Annotated in this window: 11 protein-coding genes and 1 pseudogene; 7 read left to right on the top strand and 5 right to left on the bottom strand. The window is 60.9% G+C overall.

Features of this window, described 5'->3' with window-relative positions:
- Positions 1 to 202: 202 nt before the first annotated feature.
- The 3 genes and pseudogenes from BK667_RS34025 to BK667_RS20835 all read left to right on the top strand — a co-directional run.
- Positions 203 to 1,294 (top strand): annotated as a pseudogene (locus tag BK667_RS34025) (methyl-accepting chemotaxis protein); the annotation flags it as partial.
- Positions 1,271 to 2,200, top strand: a complete 930-nt coding sequence (locus tag BK667_RS34020) for a methyl-accepting chemotaxis protein (protein ID WP_375539181.1) — start codon at positions 1,271 to 1,273, stop codon at positions 2,198 to 2,200. The pseudogene BK667_RS34025 and the gene BK667_RS34020, both read left to right, overlap by 24 nt.
- A gap of 236 nt (positions 2,201 to 2,436) precedes the next feature.
- Positions 2,437 to 2,826: a hypothetical protein gene (locus BK667_RS20835; protein ID WP_123516447.1), complete on the top strand. Its 390-nt coding sequence runs from the start codon at positions 2,437 to 2,439 to the stop codon at positions 2,824 to 2,826.
- On the opposite strand, the gene BK667_RS20830 is transcribed toward BK667_RS20835, so the two are convergent.
- Entirely contained in the window at positions 2,827 to 3,603 is a 777-nt protein-coding gene (locus BK667_RS20830) for a TatD family hydrolase (protein ID WP_123598744.1), read from the bottom strand.
- A gap of 3 nt (positions 3,604 to 3,606) precedes the next feature.
- Positions 3,607 to 4,602, bottom strand: a complete 996-nt coding sequence (cra, locus tag BK667_RS20825) for a catabolite repressor/activator (RefSeq protein ID WP_123516443.1) — start codon at positions 4,600 to 4,602, stop codon at positions 3,607 to 3,609.
- 290 nt (positions 4,603 to 4,892) lie between these two features.
- On the opposite strand from cra, the gene ptsP reads away from it, so the two are divergent.
- From ptsP to BK667_RS20805, 4 genes are all read left to right on the top strand, one after another.
- Positions 4,893 to 7,754 (top strand): phosphoenolpyruvate--protein phosphotransferase, encoded by a 2,862-nt coding sequence (ptsP, locus tag BK667_RS20820; RefSeq protein ID WP_123598743.1) that lies wholly within the window; start codon positions 4,893 to 4,895, stop codon positions 7,752 to 7,754.
- Entirely contained in the window at positions 7,754 to 8,695 is a 942-nt protein-coding gene (gene pfkB / locus BK667_RS20815; protein ID WP_123516439.1) for a 1-phosphofructokinase, read from the top strand. Before ptsP ends, pfkB begins: the two co-directional genes overlap by 1 nt.
- Positions 8,696 to 8,706: 11 nt before the next feature.
- A complete protein-coding gene (locus BK667_RS20810) occupies positions 8,707 to 10,434 on the top strand; it encodes a PTS fructose-like transporter subunit IIB (RefSeq protein WP_123598742.1) in 1,728 nt (575 codons plus the stop codon).
- A gap of 170 nt (positions 10,435 to 10,604) precedes the next feature.
- Positions 10,605 to 12,146, top strand: coding sequence for an alkaline phosphatase D family protein (locus BK667_RS20805; protein ID WP_123598741.1), 1,542 nt, complete (start codon positions 10,605 to 10,607; stop codon positions 12,144 to 12,146).
- A gap of 281 nt (positions 12,147 to 12,427) precedes the next feature.
- Here BK667_RS20805 and BK667_RS20800 read toward each other — a convergent pair whose 3' ends face one another.
- The 3 genes from BK667_RS20800 to BK667_RS20790 all read right to left on the bottom strand — a co-directional run bounded on the left by BK667_RS20800 (position 12,428) and on the right by BK667_RS20790 (position 18,132).
- A complete protein-coding gene (locus BK667_RS20800) occupies positions 12,428 to 12,793 on the bottom strand; it encodes an endonuclease domain-containing protein (protein ID WP_123598740.1) in 366 nt (121 codons plus the stop codon).
- A 285-nt stretch (positions 12,794 to 13,078) separates the two neighbouring features.
- Positions 13,079 to 15,604 carry a PepSY domain-containing protein gene (locus tag BK667_RS20795; RefSeq protein WP_123598806.1) on the bottom strand — a complete coding sequence of 842 codons (2,526 nt, stop codon included), beginning with the start codon at positions 15,602 to 15,604 and terminating at the stop codon, positions 13,079 to 13,081.
- 269 nt (positions 15,605 to 15,873) lie between these two features.
- Positions 15,874 to 18,132: a TonB-dependent receptor gene (locus BK667_RS20790; RefSeq protein ID WP_123598739.1), complete on the bottom strand. Its 2,259-nt coding sequence runs from the start codon at positions 18,130 to 18,132 to the stop codon at positions 15,874 to 15,876.
- Positions 18,133 to 18,178: the final 46 nt, after the last annotated feature.

Raw genomic sequence — 18,178 nt, 5'->3', positions numbered from 1 at the left:
AGCCTTCGGCGGCTCCTACATGCCGCCGAAGGCTGCGATCTTTTTCGTTAACCTTAAGTTACAAAACCTCCCTCCGATTTGAGCTATACAGAGACAGCGCCCAATAGTGGCTATCTGCTGTATCTGTGCGCCTGCCAATAAAAATAAGAAATCCAAGGGAGACTTCACAGTGAAGAGCTTGCTCTATCCCGCTGTCGCGCTGATGAACCGCCTGAGCTTTGGCATGAAGTTCAGCCTGATCAGCGTGCTGTTCCTGGTGCCGATGCTGGTGACCAACTTTTACTTGGTGCGCGATTCCTATCGTGAATTCCAGGGCACCCGGGTCGAATTGCAAAGCCTCGACCTGTTGGGCAGCAGCCTGACCCTGCGACGGGATCTCGAAACCCTGAACAACCTCGTGCAAATCAACGTCACCCTCGGGCAGTCCGGCAAGGCCGGCGATGTCGAGACGAAGATCAGCGCGCTGGAGCAAAGCGTCCTGGCGCGTCTGCAAGGGCTGACGGCGATGAGCATCGACCCGGAACAGATCACGGTCTTCGATGGCAAACGCGATGAAATGATCGCCGTGTTCAAGGCCCAGCAAGCGGAAAACTCCCTGCAAAGCAAAAGTGCGCTGATCGGCAAACTGCTCGGCAATGCGCAGATTTTCAGCCAGATCATCACCAGTCAGGCCGGTCTGAGCCGCGATACCCAAAGCGACATGCGCCAGCTCAGCGAACTGATCACCAACGTTACCCCGCCCGTGACGCAAATCTTGGGCGAAGGCCGGGCCATGGGTTCGCTGTCCCTGGGGCAAGGCTTTCTCAACTCGGCGTCGAGCACCCGTTTCGATGAGTTGCTGGCACAGATCGAAAAGCTTCAGGCGGAGTACGGGCTGAAGTTGCATGACGCGTTGGGCTCAAGCAAAGCCGCGAACGAAACCCTGGCCGCTCAGGCTGACAGCAGCAAGGCGTCCCTGAAAAAGGCCAGCGAACTGTTCGAAGAGCAAGTGGTGATGGCCGACACGCTCGATGCGCCGTGGCAGGCGTTTTACGACCAGGTCACCGGCCTGATGGACCAGACCTACCACCTCAATGAGGCGACCCTGAAGTTTCTCGGCAGTCAGTTGCAGCAGCGGCTGGAGCAGAACCGAGCCCACATGGTTATGCAGGCCGTGGCGCTGTCAGTGGTGTTTGTATTGATCTTTTACCTCTACGGCGGCTTTTACTACTCTACCCGCACCACCCTCAAGCGTCTGGGTGCGGTCATGGACAGAGTGGCGGCCGGCGACATGACCGTGACCTTCAGCGCCCATAGCCGCGATGAACTGGGTGAGTTGGGCGAGGTGTTCAACGGCACGGTGAAGAAAATCCACGACTTGATCGAGCGGGTGGGGCACACCGTCGGCGAAGTCGAGCGTCAGGCCGGGCAGGTGGAAAGCGTTTCCGCCCAAAGCAATCAGGCCGTGGCCGGGCAGCGCAGTCAGATCGAGCAGGTCGCCACGGCCATGAACCAGATGTCGGCCACATCCCTGGAAGTGGCGCGCAGTGCCGCGGCAGCCGTCAGCAGCGCCCACAGCGTCAACGACGAAACCCTCAGCGGGCGCGGGCTGGTGGAGTCCCAGCAAGGCAGCATTGCGGCGCTGGCCGGGGAGATTGATCAGTCGGTGCTGGTGATCAATCAACTGGCCAGCGACAGCCAATCCATCAGCCGGGTGTTGGACGTGATCAAAAGCATCGCCGAACAGACCAACCTGCTGGCGCTGAACGCCGCGATCGAGGCAGCGCGGGCGGGAGAGCAGGGCCGTGGTTTTGCGGTGGTGGCGGACGAGGTTCGCACCTTGGCCAAGCGCACCCAGCAATCAACTGAAGAAATCGAGCAGATGATCGCCAAGCTCCACGGCGGTGTCGGTGCGGCAGTGAAAGCCATGGGCGTCAGCCATCAAATGGCCAACGGCACCGTGGGACAGTCGGAAAAGGTCCAGCAAGCCCTGGAAAATATCCTCGACGCGGTGGGCATGATCGTCGACCAGAACCAGCAGATTGCCGCCGCCGTGGAGCAGCAAACCGCCGTGGCCCACGACATCGACCAGAACATCGTCGAAATCAATCGTGCCGGCGAGCGGACGGCCGAGGGCGCGCACCAGACCGAAAATGCCAGCCGCGCATTGTCGGCGCAGGTGGTGGAGTTGAAACAGCTGATCAGCGCGTTCCGGGTCTAAGCAACACCACAATCCCCTGTAGGAGCGAAGCTTGCTCGCGAAGGCGGCCGTACAGTCAACATTGATGCTGGCTGATACACCGCCTTCGCGAGCAAGCTTTGCTCCTACAGTGCGCACAATCTGTAGTACTTATTACCTTTTCAGGTGCGGTGTTTCCTGATTTTTCGCGTGCTCTGGTTTTTAGTCTTCAATGAAGCAAGATCCATCTCTCTGACCTGCCCTGAGGAAGCCCGGTTATGTCTGCCGCTACGATTGGAATCCTGGGCCGTTGCGCCCATTGCCAGCGCACGTTGTTGCTTGAGCCCTGGCAACTCAATGCCATCGCGATCAACGAGCCGTTTACCTGTTCCCACTGCGAAAAAGCCCTGCAACTGAACGATCCACAGCAGATCAAGCGCTTCAAATCCCTAGACTCCCTGGCCTTGTTACGGGCGAGCACGCTGGTGATGGTCTGCACCGCATTGCTGGTGGCGTTGGTGATGGAATGGGTCGGGATGATCAGTGTTTTGGAGCAACTGAATTTTTCGCTGCTGGCGATTTTCGTCTACTTCGCCGTCGTTCGGTTTGCCCGACACCGGCAACACATCACTCTGACGCTTGAGGCCGCCAAGGCCCACGTCGACTGATTACCAGTTGAACAACTCGCACGCATTGGCTGTGCTGACGACGGCCAGTTGTTCGGGGCTGATCGCCATAATGGCCGCCAGTGCCGAGCAGATTGCCGGCAAGTGGGCCGGGCTGTTGCGCTGGCCGGGGAACATGACGGGCGCCATGTCCGGGGAGTCGGTTTCCAGTACCACCGAATCCAGCGGCAGCTCAGCGAGTACGCGGTGCATGCGCAACGCCTGGGGCCAGGTCGCGGCACCACCCAGACCCAGCTTGAAACCGAGCTTGATGTATTCCCGCGCCTCTTCCTTACTGCCGGCGAAGGCATGAATGATGCCCGCGCGTTTCAGGCGAAACCGCTTGAGCGTGGCAATCACCGCTGCATGGCTGCGGCGCACATGGATCAGCGCCGGCAGATTGAAATCCACCGCCAGTTGCAGCTGCGCCTCAAACAACGCCTGCTGGCGCTCGCGATCAAGGGTTTCGATAAAGTAATCCAGACCGATCTCACCCACGGCGCATACCTGCCGATGGCCGGCCAGCCGGGTCAGCCAGTCGCCGAGGGCGGTCAGGTCCTCGGGGCGGTGGTCATCCAGATACACCGGGTGCAAGCCGAACGCTGCATGCAAATCGGGATCACTCAAAACCAAATCCCAGACCCGTTGCCAATTGCCCTGATAAACCCCCAGCACCACCATCCGCCGCACCCCGAGGGCGCGGCTTTCGGCCAGCAACGCCGTGCGATCAGCGTCGAAGTCCGGAAAATCCAGATGCGTGTGGCTGTCGATCAGCTCCACGGCTCAGTCCTGAAGAATGCGTTGCTTGAAGGTCCGCGCGATGGCCTGCACGCCGGGTTGGTAATCCGATTGTTCGATGGCGGCCAGGGCCAGTTCCAAAGCTTTGTCGGCGATCAACTGATGCTGTTGGGCCATGGCGTTGACCGGCAACGGCAGGAAATCCAGCAATTGGGTATCGCCGAACGTACCGAGACGCAACGGACGCGTCTTGAGCGGGAAGTCATGCAAGGCATCGAACACGCCTTGCAGCAGTACGTAGGAAGTTGTTACCAGCGCATCCGGCAAATGCCCCAGACGCTGTAGCAATTCTTCCATCAACTGCTTGCCGCACTCGCGGCTGAACGACTCGCCGTGTTCGATCAGGATTTCGCCTTTGAACCCGGCCAACGCCTCTTTGAACCCGGCGGCCCGTTCCTGGCTGATGCTCAGCTCTGGACGAGCGCCGATCAGGGCGATCTGCTTGGGCAGAGGTTCGAGCAGGCTGCGGGTCAATTGCAGGCTGGCCTCGCGGTCGTCACTGATCACCGAGCAGAAGTGCTCGGGCTCCATGACCCGGTCGATGGCAATGATCGGCATACCTTTGGCCTGCAACTGCCGATAACTGTCGTCGTCCGTTGGCAGGCAACTGGCGACGATCAAGGCGTCGCAGCGCCGGGCGCGGAACAGTTTGAGCAATTGCCGTTCGCTGTCCGGTGCGTCATCAGAGCTGGCGATCAGCAACTGATAGCCGCGAGCCCGGGCGCCTTGCTCCAGGAGTTTGGCGATCCGTGCGTAACTGGGGTTTTCCAGGTCCGGCAGGATGAACCCCAAGGTACGGGTATGCCGACTGCGCAGCCCGGCGGCCTGGGGATTGGGCGTAAAGCCATGCTGCTCGACCACGGCGCGAACACGCTCCACAGTCGCGGCGCTGATGCGTTGCTGTGCGGCCTTGCCATTAATGACATAACTGGCGGTGGTAACGGACACACCGGCCAACTGTGCGATATCACTGAGTTTCAACTCGGGATTTCCTTGTTTTTTCGAGCTTGCCCCGACATTTTCGCCAATCCTACCCGATTCGAGCAGACGACCCTTGTCGCAACGCATCCGACAAGTTGGACTTCAAGGATGAGACATTATCGAGTAACGTGCCAATCATTCTAGATTAAACGTTTCAGCAAGCGTATTTTCTGCGTTATAGGTTGCTTTGACCGGTTCTGCCGCGAAACCGCCAAATGTGATCACGAAGCGCCTAAGCTGAATCATTCAAAACAATACCTGGCGTCCCAAGACACCAAAAAGGAGAAAGCATGCTCGAGCTCACCATAGAGCAGATATCCATGGGCCAGTCGGCTGTGGATAAGTCAGCCGCGTTGCACCTGCTGGCCCAGCATCTGGTTGCCGATGGTCTGGTCGCAGAAGGTTACCTCGCCGGTTTGCAGGCGCGGGAAGCCCAGGGCTCGACCTTTCTCGGTCAAGGTATTGCCATCCCCCACGGCACCCCGGAAACCCGCGACCAAGTGTTTTCCACCGGTGTGCGGCTGATGCAATTTCCCGAAGGCGTGGACTGGGGTGATGGTCACATTGTCTACCTGGCCATCGGCATCGCCGCCAAATCCGATGAACACCTGCGCCTGCTGCAACTGCTGACCCGTGCCCTCGGCGAAACCGACCTGGGCCAGGCCCTGCGTCGCGCCAGTTCCGCCGAAGCGCTGCTGAAACTGCTGCAAGGTGCGCCACAAGAATTGGCGCTGGATGCACAGATGATCGGCCTCGGCGTATCCGCTGATGATTTCGAAGAACTGGTCTGGCGCGGTGCGCGTCTGTTGCGCCAGGCCGATTGCGTGAGCAACGGTTTCTCCGCCGTGCTGCAGCAGGTCGAAGCGCTGCCCCTGGGCGATGGCCTGTGGTGGTTGCACAGCGAACAAACCGTAAAGCGTCCGGGCCTGGCGTTCGTCACACCGGACAAACCGATGCGTTACCTCGGTCAGCCATTGAGCGGTCTGTTCTGCCTGGCCAGTCTCGGCGAGGCGCATCAGGCCTTGCTCGAACGCCTGTGTGCGCTGCTGATCGAAGGACGCGGCCACGAATTGGGCCGCGCCACCAGCAGCCGAAAAGTCCTCGAAGTGCTCGGCGGCGAAGTGCCCGCCGACTGGCCGAGCGCGCGCATTGCCTTGGCGAATGCCCACGGTTTGCATGCGCGTCCGGCGAAGATCCTCGCGCAATTGGCGAAAAGTTTTGAAGGCGAGATTCGCGTACGCATCGTCGATGGCCAGGACAGCGCGGTGTCGGTGAAAAGCCTGAGCAAGTTGCTCAGCCTCGGCGCCCGTCGCGGTCAGGTGCTGAAATTCATCGCCGAACCGAGTATCGCCGCTGATGCGTTGCCGGCGTTGTTGGCGGCCATCGAAGAAGGCCTCGGTGAAGAAGTCGAGCCGTTGCCGGCGGTCAGCCAGCAACGGGAAGTGTTGGCCGACGTCGCTGAAGTGCTGCTCGCACCAACGTCCGGCAGCCTGGTTCAGGCCATCGCTGCCGCCCCTGGCATCGCCATCGGCCCGGCGCATATTCAAGTGCTGCAAACCATCGATTACCCGCTGCGAGGTGAGTCTGCGGCCGTCGAGCGCGAACGCCTGAAACAAGCGCTGAGCGATGTCCGTCGCGACATCGAAGGCTTGATCGAGCGCAGCAAATCCAAAGCGATTCGCGAGATTTTCATCACCCACCAGGAAATGCTCGACGACCCGGAATTGACCGATGAAGTCGACACTCGCCTCAAGCAAGGCGAAAGCGCCGAAGCGGCGTGGATGGCGGTGATCGAAGCGGCGGCCAAACAACAGGAATCCTTGCAGGACGCTTTGCTCGCCGAACGTGCCGCTGATCTGCGGGATATTGGTCGTCGGGTACTGGCGCAGTTGTGTGGCGTCGAAACCCCGAGCGAACCGGAGCAACCGTACATTTTGGTGATGGACGAAGTCGGTCCGTCCGATGTCGCTCGTCTCGATCCGGCACGCGTCGCCGGCATCCTTACCGCCCGTGGCGGCGCCACCGCTCACAGCGCCATCGTCGCTCGCGCCTTGGGGATTCCGGCCTTGGTCGGCGCTGGTGCCGCCGTGTTGCTGCTGGCGCCGGGCACGCCGTTGCTGATCGACGGCCAGCGCGGTCGCCTGCATGTAGACGCTGATGCCGCGACCTTGCAGCGCGCCACCGAAGAGCGCGACACCCGCGAACTGCGGCTCAAAGCCGCCGCCGAACAACGCCATCAACCAGCGCTGACCACCGACGGCCACGCCGTGGAAGTGTTCGCCAATATTGGCGAGAGTTCGGGTGTCACCAGCGCGGTAGAACAGGGTGCCGAAGGCATTGGCCTGCTGCGCACCGAACTGATTTTCATGGCCCACTCCCAAGCCCCGGACGAAGCCACTCAGGAAGTCGAATACCGTCGCGTGCTCGATGGCCTGGCCGGTCGTCCCTTGGTGGTCCGCACCCTCGATGTTGGCGGCGACAAACCGCTGCCCTATTGGCCGATCGCCAAGGAAGAAAACCCGTTCCTCGGCGTGCGCGGCATTCGCCTGACCCTGCAACGTCCGCACATTATGGAAGCGCAATTGCGCGCCTTGCTGCGTGCCGCCGATAACCGACCATTGCGCATCATGTTTCCCATGGTCGGCAGCGTCGATGAGTGGCGCCAGGCCCGGGACATGACCGAACGTCTGCGTCTGGAAATTCCGGTTGCGGACCTGCAATTGGGGATCATGATTGAAGTGCCGTCGGCGGCACTGCTGGCGCCGGTGCTGGCCAAGGAAGTCGATTTCTTCAGTGTCGGCACCAACGACCTGACCCAATACACCCTGGCCATCGACCGTGGCCACCCGACCTTGTCGGCCCAGGCTGACGGCCTGCACCCGGCGGTGCTGCAACTGATCGACATCACGGTGCGCGCGGCCCATGCCCATGGCAAATGGGTCGGCGTGTGCGGCGAACTGGCGGCGGATCCGCTGGCGGTGCCGGTGCTGGTCGGCCTCGGAGTGGATGAACTCAGCGTGTCCGGTCGCAGCATCGCCGAGGTCAAGGCGCGCATCCGCGAACTCAGCCTGGTCCAGACAAAAATTCTCGCCCAACAGGCCCTGGCCGTGGGCAGCGCCAATGAAGTGCGCGCATTAGTGGAGGCCCTGTAATGGCCAAGATTCTAACCCTGACCCTCAACCCGGCACTGGACCTCACCGTCCAATTGCCGGTGCTGACACCCGGTCAGGTCAACCGCAGCGACGAGATGCACACCCACGCCGCCGGCAAAGGCGTGAACGTGGCGCAGGTGCTGGCCGATCTCGGGCATCAACTGACCGTCAGCGGTTTTCTCGGCGAAGACAATCTTCAGGCGTTTGAAACCCTGTTCGCCAAACGCGGTTTCGTCGACGCGTTCATTCGCGTGCCGGGCGAGACCCGCAGCAACATCAAACTGGCGGAAAGCAACGGGCGCATCACCGACATCAACGGTCCGGGCCCGCAGGTGAATGAAGCGGCGCAGCAGGCGTTACTGGATCGCCTGGATCAGATCGCGCCGGGGCATGACGCCGTTGTCGTCGCCGGCAGTTTGCCCCGCGGTGTCAGTCCGCAGTGGTTGCAGGCCTTGATCGCTCGCCTGAAAAACCTCGGTTTGAACGTGGCGCTGGACACCAGTGGCGAAGCCTTGCGTGCAGGGCTGGCGGCAGGTCCGTGGCTGATCAAACCCAACACCGAAGAACTCGCCGATGCCCTCGATTGCGACGTGGTGTCGGTGGCGGCCCAGGCCGAAGCCGCGAGCCGCTTGCACGCCCAAGGCATCGAGCACGTGGTGATTTCCCACGGGGCCGACGGGGTGAATTGGTTCAGTGTCGGCGCGGCGATGCATGCCACGCCGCCGAGGGTCAGTGTGGTCAGCACGGTGGGCGCCGGTGATTCGCTATTGGCGGGGATGCTCCACGGTTTGCTCAGCGCCGATACGCCCGAACAGACTCTGCGCACCGCCACGGCGATTGCCGCGATGGCGGTCACGCAAATCGGTTTCGGCATCAATGATGCCGCGCAGTTGACGCAACTCGAACAGGGCGTGCGCGTGCGCCTCCTGACAGAACAATAAGAGGGGTTGTCATGAAGTTAGCCATTGTTACGGCCTGCCCGAACGGCATGGTCACCAGTGTGCTGTGCGCTCGGCTGCTCGATGCCGCCGCCCAGCGTCAGGGCTGGAGCACCTGCGTCGAAGTGAACGACGCGGCGCACCCGGAACGTCAGTTGTCGGCGGCCACCATTGAGTCCGCCGAGTGGGTGTTGCTGGTGACCAGCGCGCCTGTGGATATGTCGCGATTTGTCGGCAAACGGGTGTTCCGCAGCACTCCGGCCCAGGCCCTGCAAGATGTTGAAGCCGTGCTGCAGCGTGGGGCGCAAGAGGCTGAGGTCTACGTGGCGGCCGAAGAGGTTGCAGTGACGCAAAATGCCCCGCGTCTGGTGGCGATCACTGCCTGTCCGACCGGCGTCGCCCACACCTTCATGGCCGCCGAAGCCTTGCAGCAAGCGGCCAAGCGTCTGGGTTATGACGTGCAGATCGAAACCCAAGGCTCGGTCGGTGCGCGCAATCCCCTGAGCGCGGCGGCGATTGCCGACGCTGACGTGGTGTTGCTGGCCTGCGATATCGAAGTCGCTACCGAGCGTTTCGCCGGCAAGAAGATTTACCGCTGCGGCACCGGCATCGCATTGAAACAAGCCGAGGCCACGCTTAACAAAGCCCTGGCCGAAGGCAAGCAGGAAACCGCCGCGAGCGGTTCGAAAGGCCCGGCCAAGCAAGAGAAGACCGGCGTCTACAAACACCTGCTGACCGGTGTGTCGTTCATGCTGCCAATGGTGGTGGCGGGCGGTTTGATGATCGCGCTGTCGTTCGTGTTCGGCATCACCGCGTTCAAGGAGCCGGGCACGCTCGCTGCGGCGCTGATGCAGATCGGCGGCGAAACCGCGTTCAAGCTGATGGTGCCGTTGCTCGCAGGGTACATCGCCTACTCGATCGCCGACCGTCCGGGCCTGGCGCCGGGGATGATTGGTGGTCTGTTGGCGAGCACCCTGGGCGCCGGTTTTATCGGCGGGATCATTGCCGGTTTTATCGCCGGTTACGCGGCCCAGGCGATCAATCGTTATGCGCGGTTGCCGCAGAGTCTTGAAGCGCTCAAACCGATCCTGATCATCCCGTTGCTGGCGAGTTTGTTCACCGGTCTGGTGATGATCTACGTGGTCGGCAAACCCGTCGCGGAGATGCTTTTGGGGCTGACACACTTCCTCGACAGCATGGGCACCACCAACGCAATTCTGCTCGGCGTGTTGCTCGGCGGCATGATGTGCGTCGACCTCGGCGGGCCGATCAACAAGGCTGCTTATGCGTTCTCCGTGGGGCTGCTGGCATCGCAGAGTTATGCGCCGATGGCCGCGACCATGGCCGCCGGGATGGTGCCGCCGATTGGCCTGGGTATCGCGACGTTTATTGCCCGCCGCAAGTTCGCCCAGACCGAGCGCGAGGCGGGTAAAGCCGCGTTTGTGCTGGGGTTGTGTTTCATCTCCGAAGGCGCAATTCCGTTTGCCGCGAAAGACCCGTTGCGGGTGATCCCGGCAAGCATCGCCGGTGGCGCGCTGACCGGTGCATTGTCGATGTATTTCGGCTGCAAGCTGATGGCGCCGCATGGTGGGTTGTTTGTGTTGATGATCCCGAATGCGATCAACCATGCGCTGCTGTATCTACTCGCCATCGTGGCCGGAAGCTTGTTGACGGCGGTGGTGTATGCGGTGTTGAAACGGCCGGAAGAGGTGGAGTTGGCGATAGAGCCCGTCAACGCCTGACACCCACCCCCTGTAGGAGCGAGGCTTGCCCGCGAAGAGGCCATCACATTCAACATCGATGTTGAATGACACACAGCCTTCGCGGGCAAGCCTCGCTCCTACAAGGGACTGTGTTTTCACACGGGCGTCATGCGCACGTGCTTAAGTTTCCCTTTTTCAGGGAGAACACCATGAGCGAATTCAACCTCGGTCGCCGTCGCGTCATGCAAGCGGTCGGCGCCGGTTTGTTGTTGCCCGGCCTGGCCCCGGCGGTGATCGCCTCGGTCAAGGATCGCCCGCAACTCACCGACGGCGTGCAGTCCGGCGATCTGCTGGGCGACCGGGCGATGGTCTGGAGCCGCAGCGATCGTCCCGCGCGGATGGTGGTGGAATGGGACACCCGCAGCCTGTTCACCAACCCGCGTCGTTTTGTTTCGCCCTTGGCGGATTCACGCACTGACTTCACCGCACGGGTCGAACTCACCGGCCTGCCCGCCGACCAGGCGATTTTCTATCGCGTGCACTTCGAAGATGCCCAGAACGGGGTCGCCAGTGAACCCTGGTTCGGCCACTTGCGCAGCGTGCCGACGGCGCGTCGCGATATTCGGTTTGTCTGGAGCGGTGACACCGTCGGCCAGGGCTTTGGCATCAACCCGGACATCGGCGGGATGCGCATCTACGAAGCCATGCGCTTGCGCCTGCCGGATTTTTTTATCCACAGCGGCGACACCATCTACGCCGACGGCCCGGTGCCGGCGCAACTCACCACCGAGAGCGGTCGGGTGTGGCGCAATATCACCAGCGAAGCCAAGAGCAAAGTCGCCGAAACCCTCGACGAGTATCGCGGCAATTATCGCTACAACCTGATGGACGAAAACATCCGCCGCTTCAACGCCGAAGTGCCGCAGATCTGGCAGTGGGACGACCACGAAGTGGTGAACAACTGGTCGCCGGGCAAGCAACTGGACGAGCGCTACAAGAGCAAAGATATCCACAGCCTGGTCGGCCGCGCGCGGCAAGCCTGGCTCGAATACGCGCCGATGCGTTTGCAGAGCGCCGACAACGGTGGGCGGATTTATCGCAAGCTGAGCTATGGGCCGATGCTCGATGTGTTTGTGCTCGATATGCGCAGTTACCGCGGGGCAAATGATGACAATTTGGGCGGCGAAAAACCCTTCCTCGGGCGTGAGCAGCTGGATTGGTTGAAGGCTTCGTTGAAAGCCTCGAATGCGCAATGGAAAGTCATCGCCGCCGACATGCCGATCGGCCTCGGCGTGCCCGACGGTGAAGTCAGTCCGGGTGTCGCTCGTTGGGAAGCGGTGGCCAATGGCGATCCGGGACCGGCCCAGGGTCGTGAGTTGGAAATCGCAGAACTGCTCGGATTTTTGCGGGCGCAGCAGGTGCGCAACTTTGTGTTCCTGACGGCGGATGTGCATTACTGCGCGGCGCATCACTATCACCCGGATCGCGCGGCGTTCCAGGATTTCGAACCGTTCTGGGAGTTTGTCGCCGGGCCGTTGAATGCCGGCAGCTTCGGACCGAATCCGCTGGATAAAACCTTCGGTCCAGAAGTGGTGTTCGAGAAAGCACCGCCGGCGCAAAACACCTCGCCGTTTGCCGGTTTTCAGTTTTTTGGTGAGGTGAATATTGATGGGCAGAGTGGGGATATGAGCGTGGTATTGCGGGATCTGGATGGGGTGAGTGTGTTTGAGCAGCGACTGCAACCTGTCTGATAGATCCACCCCTCACCCCAGCCCTCTCCCCAGAGGGGAGAGGGGGAAAGGGAGCTGATCTTCATACTGTTCAAATTCTGAGATCGACTTTAAATCGCTGAGCTGATTTTCGTTGTTTGCAATACCTGAGTTCGACTATTAGTCGCTGAGCTGACCGTTATTGTTTCAAAGCCTGAGTTCGACTCGGTTTTCCAGGTCGATGTATAGCGCAAGACACCTCGGTTAGTTCCCTCGCCCCTTTGGGGAGAGGGTTAGGGTGAGGGGTGGATTCCAGATCAGAATCACGGCATCCGATTCGCAGCAATCCTGATGATCTGTTCCAACACATCACTCATCTGTTCAATGACTTCCAAATTGCTAAACCGTAATACCTCAATCCCACACTGCTGAAGGTAAAGCGTGCGCCGCTGATCATGAATCCTGCCCGCCGTTTCATAGTGCTGCCCACCATCAAGTTCTATCGCCAGTTTCAATTCGGCACAGTAGAAATCCAGCACGTACGGCAGGCATGGAAACTGCCGACGAAATTTCAGATTGGCGATTTGTCGTGCGCGTAGTTTCTGCCAGAGCAGGAGTTCGCAGTCGGTTTGGTTGGTGCGCAGATGGCGGGCGAATTGGCGTTGATTTAGCGTGGGGCGAGTGGGCATGCTTCACGTCCTTGTGAAGGGGATGGAGGTTTTACTGTAGTCAGGGATTTTGGGGTTGTCTTGAAATCGACCCCTCACCCCAACCCTCTCCCCAGCGGGGCGAGGGGGAAAGGGAGCCGATCTTCATGCCGTTCAAATCCTGAGTTCAACTCTAAGCCGCTGAGCTGATCTTTGTCGTTTTCCATTACCTGAGCTCGACTCGGTTTTTCAGGTCGATGGATAGCGCGAGACACCGCGGTCGGCGCCCTCTCCCCTTTGGGTAGAGGGCTGGGGTGAGGGGTGGCCTTAATAGACATCTCGGCGGTAGCGGCCCTGTTCGATCAGGCGGTCTACCTCTTCGATCCCGAGTATTTCGTTGAGCGCGTGGTCCACACCAGAGGCCATGCCCTGCAAGCTGCCGCAGATGTAGATCACCGCACCCTCGGCCAGCCATTTCTTCAACTCGTCGGCGGATTCGCGCAGGCGATCCTGGACGTAGACCTTCTCGGCCTGATCCCGGGAAAACGCCAGGTCCAGCCGCTCCAGGTCACCGGCAATCAGCCATTCTTCCAACTCATCGCGACACAAGTAGTCGTGCTCACGATGGCGCTCGCCAAACAGCAGCCAATGCCGTTGTTGCCCGTCGGCAATCCGTGCCTTGAGCAAACTGCGCAGCCCGGCCAGACCGGTGCCGTTGCCCAGCAGGATCATTGGCACCGGTTCCACCGGCAGATGGAAACCGCTGTTGCGCCGCACCCGCAGGCTGATGCTGCCACCCACCGGCGCGTGTTCAGTCAGCCATCCAGAGCCAATGCCCAGCGTACCGTCGGGGTGCACTTCCTGGCGGACGATCAGTTCCAGAACACCGTCGGCGGCGATTGAAGCAATTGAGTATTCGCGCATCGCCAGCGGCACTAATGCCTGCACCAGCGCCTGGGCATGCAAGCCGACCAGGTGCGCCCGGTTCTCGGGCATTTGGCGACTGGCGAGGGCCTGGTCCAGCGGTTGCGACAATCCATCGAGCTCAACCGTGGCCCGGCCATCAATCCCCAGGCCATCGAGGAAATGCTCGATCGCCCACGGGCAATTGCGTGGCATCACTTCCACCAGGTCACCGGCCAGCCAACTGCTGGTGCTCGGGGCGCTGAGGCCGACTTTGTACACAGGCGAACCGCAGCTGTCCGGGTTCATCAGTTCGCGGCGGGCCAGGGTCCAGTTGTCGTAGCTGGGTGCTTGCCAGGTGTCCACAGGTGCCTGGCCGGTCAGCAGGCCAAGTTGCTGCTGCCAGTGACGCAAGGCGTAGGGGTCGCCGCTGTCGACTTCTACCGGGGCAAACAGGGGTTTGCTGCCATGTTCACCGAGCCAGGTGTGCAAGCGCCGGGCGAAGCCGCAGAAGTGTTGGTACTGGCGGTCACCCAGACCGAGCACCGCGTGGTTCAGGCTTTCCAGGCTTAACGCTCGGCCCAGCACTTTGCGTTCGAAACCCCGGGCACTGTCCGGCGCTTCGCCGTCGCCAAAGGTGCTGACCACGAACAGCGCGTTGTCCGAGTCCTGTAAATCCTGCTCGCTGACGTTGGCCAACGGCTGCACCTTCACCGGCAACCCGGCGGCCTGCAATTGCCCGGCGGTTTGCCACGCCAGTTGTTCGGCAAATCCGCTCTGGCTGGCGAAACCAATCAGCCAGGCCGGCGCATCGCTGCCCGGTTGCACCAAGCCTTTGCGCGCATCCTTGATCTGGCGTTTCTTGCGTCGACGATCCAGGTACAGCAACCAGCCCGTGACGAAAAACAGCGGCATGGTCAGCGCGGTGATGGTCAGGACGATCCGCCCGACGATGCCGAAATAACTGCCGGTGTGCAGCGCGTAGATACTGGTCAACAGTTGCGCTTTGAAACTCTTGTCGCTGTAGCGGTCATGGCGTTTGACGATGCCGGTCGCCGGATCGAGGCTGATCTCGTTGAGCGCGCGGTCATGGGGCGAGGTGTTCAGCAGGTAATAAACCGTCGCCGGTTGGCCAGCCAGGGGCGGCATGCGGATGTTGTAGGCGGACAGATTCGGGCCGGCGGCGCTGTAGATGCTGCTCCACATCGCCGCGTAATCGGCGCTCGGCGCGGGGCCGCTCGGGGCTGGGCCACGGTTGCGAACCCGCTCGTTCTGCGGCGCATCGGACAGCAACTGGGTCAGGCCCTTGTTGTACCACTCGTACGACCAGGACAACCCGGTCAGTGCGGCCAACAGATAAAACATCAGGCACCAGGTGCCCGCCACCGAGTGCAGGTCCCAATTGAAGCTGCGGCCCTTTTTCTTCCAGTCCAGGGTCAGCCAGGCCCGCCATTTGTTCCACTGGCGCGGCCAGCGCAGGTAGAGGCCGGACAGGCAGAAGAACACCAGGATCAGCGTGCACGCGCCGGTGATCTGTCGGCCGGTGTCACCCATGGCCAGGAAGCGGTGCAATTGCAGCACGAAGCTGAAGAAGTCCTGGCCAGTGGCGTCACCCAGGAATTCGGCGGTGTACGGGTCGAAGTAGCGCATCTCCCCGCGACGTTCCCCCGGTGGCGGGGTGAATATCACGCGTGCGGCGTTACCGCTGTCGGTCTCGACCCAAAGCATCGAGACTTTCTTGCCGGAGGCGGCTTCGACACGTTCAACCAGTTCGGCAGGCGGCAGCACACCGGCGAGCTGCTTTTCGACCTGCAACACTTGAGGGTTCAACGCCCGCAGGATTTCATCCTGAAACGAATAGGCCGCACCGGTTATACCCATCAGGGCCAGGACCAGTCCCGCGCTGATGCCAAAAAACCAGTGCAACTGGAACAGGGTTTTCTTCAACACGTCACTCGCCTTGTTCGTTCGAAAGTAATCATCACGGCGCGCATTATGCCGTGGGTTGTCGAGAAACATTCTTTATTACGCACAAAAGCCCCGTTCAATTCAATGAACGGGGCTTGGTCCTGATAATTGCCAGTCGAGAAACACAACCTGTGGGAGCGAGCCTGCTCGCGAATGCGGACTGTCAGCCAATACATGTATTGAATGTGCTGCCGCCTTCGCGAGCAGGCTCGCTCCCACAGGGATTGTGTTGTTCCTTTGCTGGCGGGCAATCAGAAGTGGAAGTTCGCGCTCAGCAGGGCGGTACGGCCCGCCGCCACGTGGGCGTAGTGCGTTTGGAACACCTGGTCGAAATAACGCTTGTCGGTCAGGTTTTGTACGTTGAGTTGCAGATCGACGTTCTTGGTCAGGGCGTAGCTGGCCATGGCGTCGTAACGCCAGTAGGACGGGATCTCCACCGAGTTGGCGACGTTGCCGAACTGCGAATCGACGAAGGTCGCGCCGCCGCCGATGGTCAACTTTTCCGGGATCAGGTCGTAGGTCGACCACAGGGTGAAGTTGTTCCGTGGCGTGCTCGGCATGTGGTTGCCTTTATCGGCCGCGAGGGTGGTCTTGACCACTTCGCTTTCCATATAGGTGTAGCCGCCGAAGACTTTCCAGTTACGGGTCAGCTTGCCGGTGTAGGTCAGTTCCAGGCCGTTGACGGTTTGTTCGCCGTCCAGCACTTGGGTGGTGGCGCCGTCCGGATCGTCGATACGGGCGTTGGTTTTCTCGGTGCGGAACAGTGCGGCGGTCAGCGACAGGTCGTCCCCGAAGAAGTCCCACTTGGTGCCGATTTCGTAGTTACGGTTTTTTTCCGGGTCCAGGTCGCTGTTGTTCGCTGCCAGTTCCAGGCCGCCGTTACCGCTGGTTTCGCCGGCCGGGTTGCTGGAGGTGGAATAGGCCGCGTACACGCTGCCGTTAGGCAACGGGTTGTAGACCACGCCGATCTGGTAGTTGAGCAGGTCGGTGGTGTTCTCCCGGGAAAAGCTGCCCGCTGGCGAACTACGGCCAGCATTGGCATAGCCGCTGGATTCGGTCTGGTAGTTGTCGTAACGCAGGCCCAGGTTCAGGGACCATTGCTCGTTGAACTTCAGCGTGTCGAATACGTAGGCTGCGGCGGTCTTGGTATCGGTGTCGGTGAAGGCGTTGCTGTCCGTGATCGTGCCCGACCAGTTATCCCCAGGCGTTGGCTTGTACAGGTTGGTGCAGTCGCCGGAATTGAACAGCGCACGGTTGCACGTAGTGCCGGCCGCCGTCGAGGTCAGGATGTACGGACGGTTGTGGGTGTCCTGGTAGGAAAACTCCAGGCCGGTGACCAGGCTGTGCTCGATCGCGCCGGTGCTGAACTTGGCGCTCAGATCGGTCTGGTTGACCCAGCCGCTGGACGTCGAGTTACGGCTTTTCGCGCCACGGTACACGCTGCCGTTAGCCACGTTGCCCTTGCTGTCGTCGGGGTTGGTGGCGATGTAATCCAAGGTCGAGCGGGACATGCGGAAGCTGTTGGAAACGGTCAGGTCGTCATTCAGATCGTGTTCGATCTTGATCGTGCCGCTGTCGTTTTGGGTCTGGCGATAGTCGCGACCGGTGAGGCCGTAGAAGTTGTCTTTATTGACGTTGGCCGGCTTGTCGACGTGGTACTTGCTGCGGTTCGGGCTCAGCGTCAGCGGCACGCCGTAGTCCGGCATGTCGTCGGTTTCGACGTGGTAGTAACCGACGGTCACACGGGTGTCGGTGCCCAGGCCGAAGGAGAAGGTCGGCGCCACGCCCCAGCGGCTGACATCCACGCCGTCACGGCCGGCGACGTTGGCTTCGTGCTTCATCAGGTTCAGGCGAAAGGCCGAGGTGTCATTGATCTGCTGGTTCAGGTCAAGGGTGGTGCGCTTGGTCTGGTCCGAACCCCAGGTGAAGCCGCCGTTGTAGAAGTTGCCCAATTTGGCGGTCTTGCTCACCAGGTTCAGGCTGCCACCGGTGGAACCGGCGCCGGTATAGGCCGAGCCCGGGCCTTTGCTGATTTCCACCGATTCAACGTCGAAGATCTCGCGGCTCTGGGACGCCGGGTCGCGCATGCCATCAACGAACACGTCGCTTTCAGCGTTGAAGCCGCGAATGATCGGACGGTCGCCGGCCGGGTTGCCGCCTTCGCCGGCACCGAAGGTGATGCCCGGTGTGGTGCGCAACGCATCGACCAGGCTGGTGGCGCCGGTGTCGCGGATCACTTGTTGCGGGATCACGGTGACGCTTTTCGGCGTCTCGCGCAGCGGCGCGGTGTACTTTTTCGAGGCCGAGGTATCGGTTTTGTAGGAGGTGTCTTGCTGCTCGCCAACCACGCTGGTGGCATCGAGGGAAATCCCATTGCCCGAGGGTTTTTCGTCAGTCTTTTCGGCGGCGAAAACCATGTGTCCAGCGGAGCCGGCCGTGATTGCCATGCCGATGGCAGACGCGAGCAAACGTGGTGAACTGACCGGTGATTGTTGTAGTTGGCGTGACATGTGAATTCCCCTCCCCAAGGATTTGAGGTCGCGGAATATAGGGTAA

The organism is Pseudomonas frederiksbergensis, from assembly GCF_003732705.1.
In the GTDB taxonomy this organism is placed as follows: Bacteria; Pseudomonadota; Gammaproteobacteria; order Pseudomonadales; family Pseudomonadaceae; genus Aquipseudomonas; species Aquipseudomonas frederiksbergensis_F.
This window is presented reverse-complemented; position numbering and strand designations above follow the sequence as displayed.

What these genes read in the sequence shown, in the direction of transcription:
- BK667_RS20800 (WP_123598740.1), bottom strand. Translation starts at nt 12,793, where the DNA reads ATGCCCACTCGCCCCACGCTAAATCAACGCCAATTCGCCCGCCATCTG.
- BK667_RS20835 (WP_123516447.1), top strand. Translation starts at nt 2,437, where the DNA reads ATGTCTGCCGCTACGATTGGAATCCTGGGCCGTTGCGCCCATTGCCAG.
- pfkB (WP_123516439.1), top strand. Translation starts at nt 7,754, where the DNA reads ATGGCCAAGATTCTAACCCTGACCCTCAACCCGGCACTGGACCTCACC.
- BK667_RS20810 (WP_123598742.1), top strand. Translation starts at nt 8,707, where the DNA reads ATGAAGTTAGCCATTGTTACGGCCTGCCCGAACGGCATGGTCACCAGT.
- ptsP (WP_123598743.1), top strand. Translation starts at nt 4,893, where the DNA reads ATGCTCGAGCTCACCATAGAGCAGATATCCATGGGCCAGTCGGCTGTG.
- BK667_RS20790 (WP_123598739.1), bottom strand. Translation starts at nt 18,132, where the DNA reads ATGTCACGCCAACTACAACAATCACCGGTCAGTTCACCACGTTTGCTC.
- BK667_RS34020 (WP_375539181.1), top strand. Translation starts at nt 1,271, where the DNA reads ATGACCGTGACCTTCAGCGCCCATAGCCGCGATGAACTGGGTGAGTTG.
- BK667_RS20805 (WP_123598741.1), top strand. Translation starts at nt 10,605, where the DNA reads ATGAGCGAATTCAACCTCGGTCGCCGTCGCGTCATGCAAGCGGTCGGC.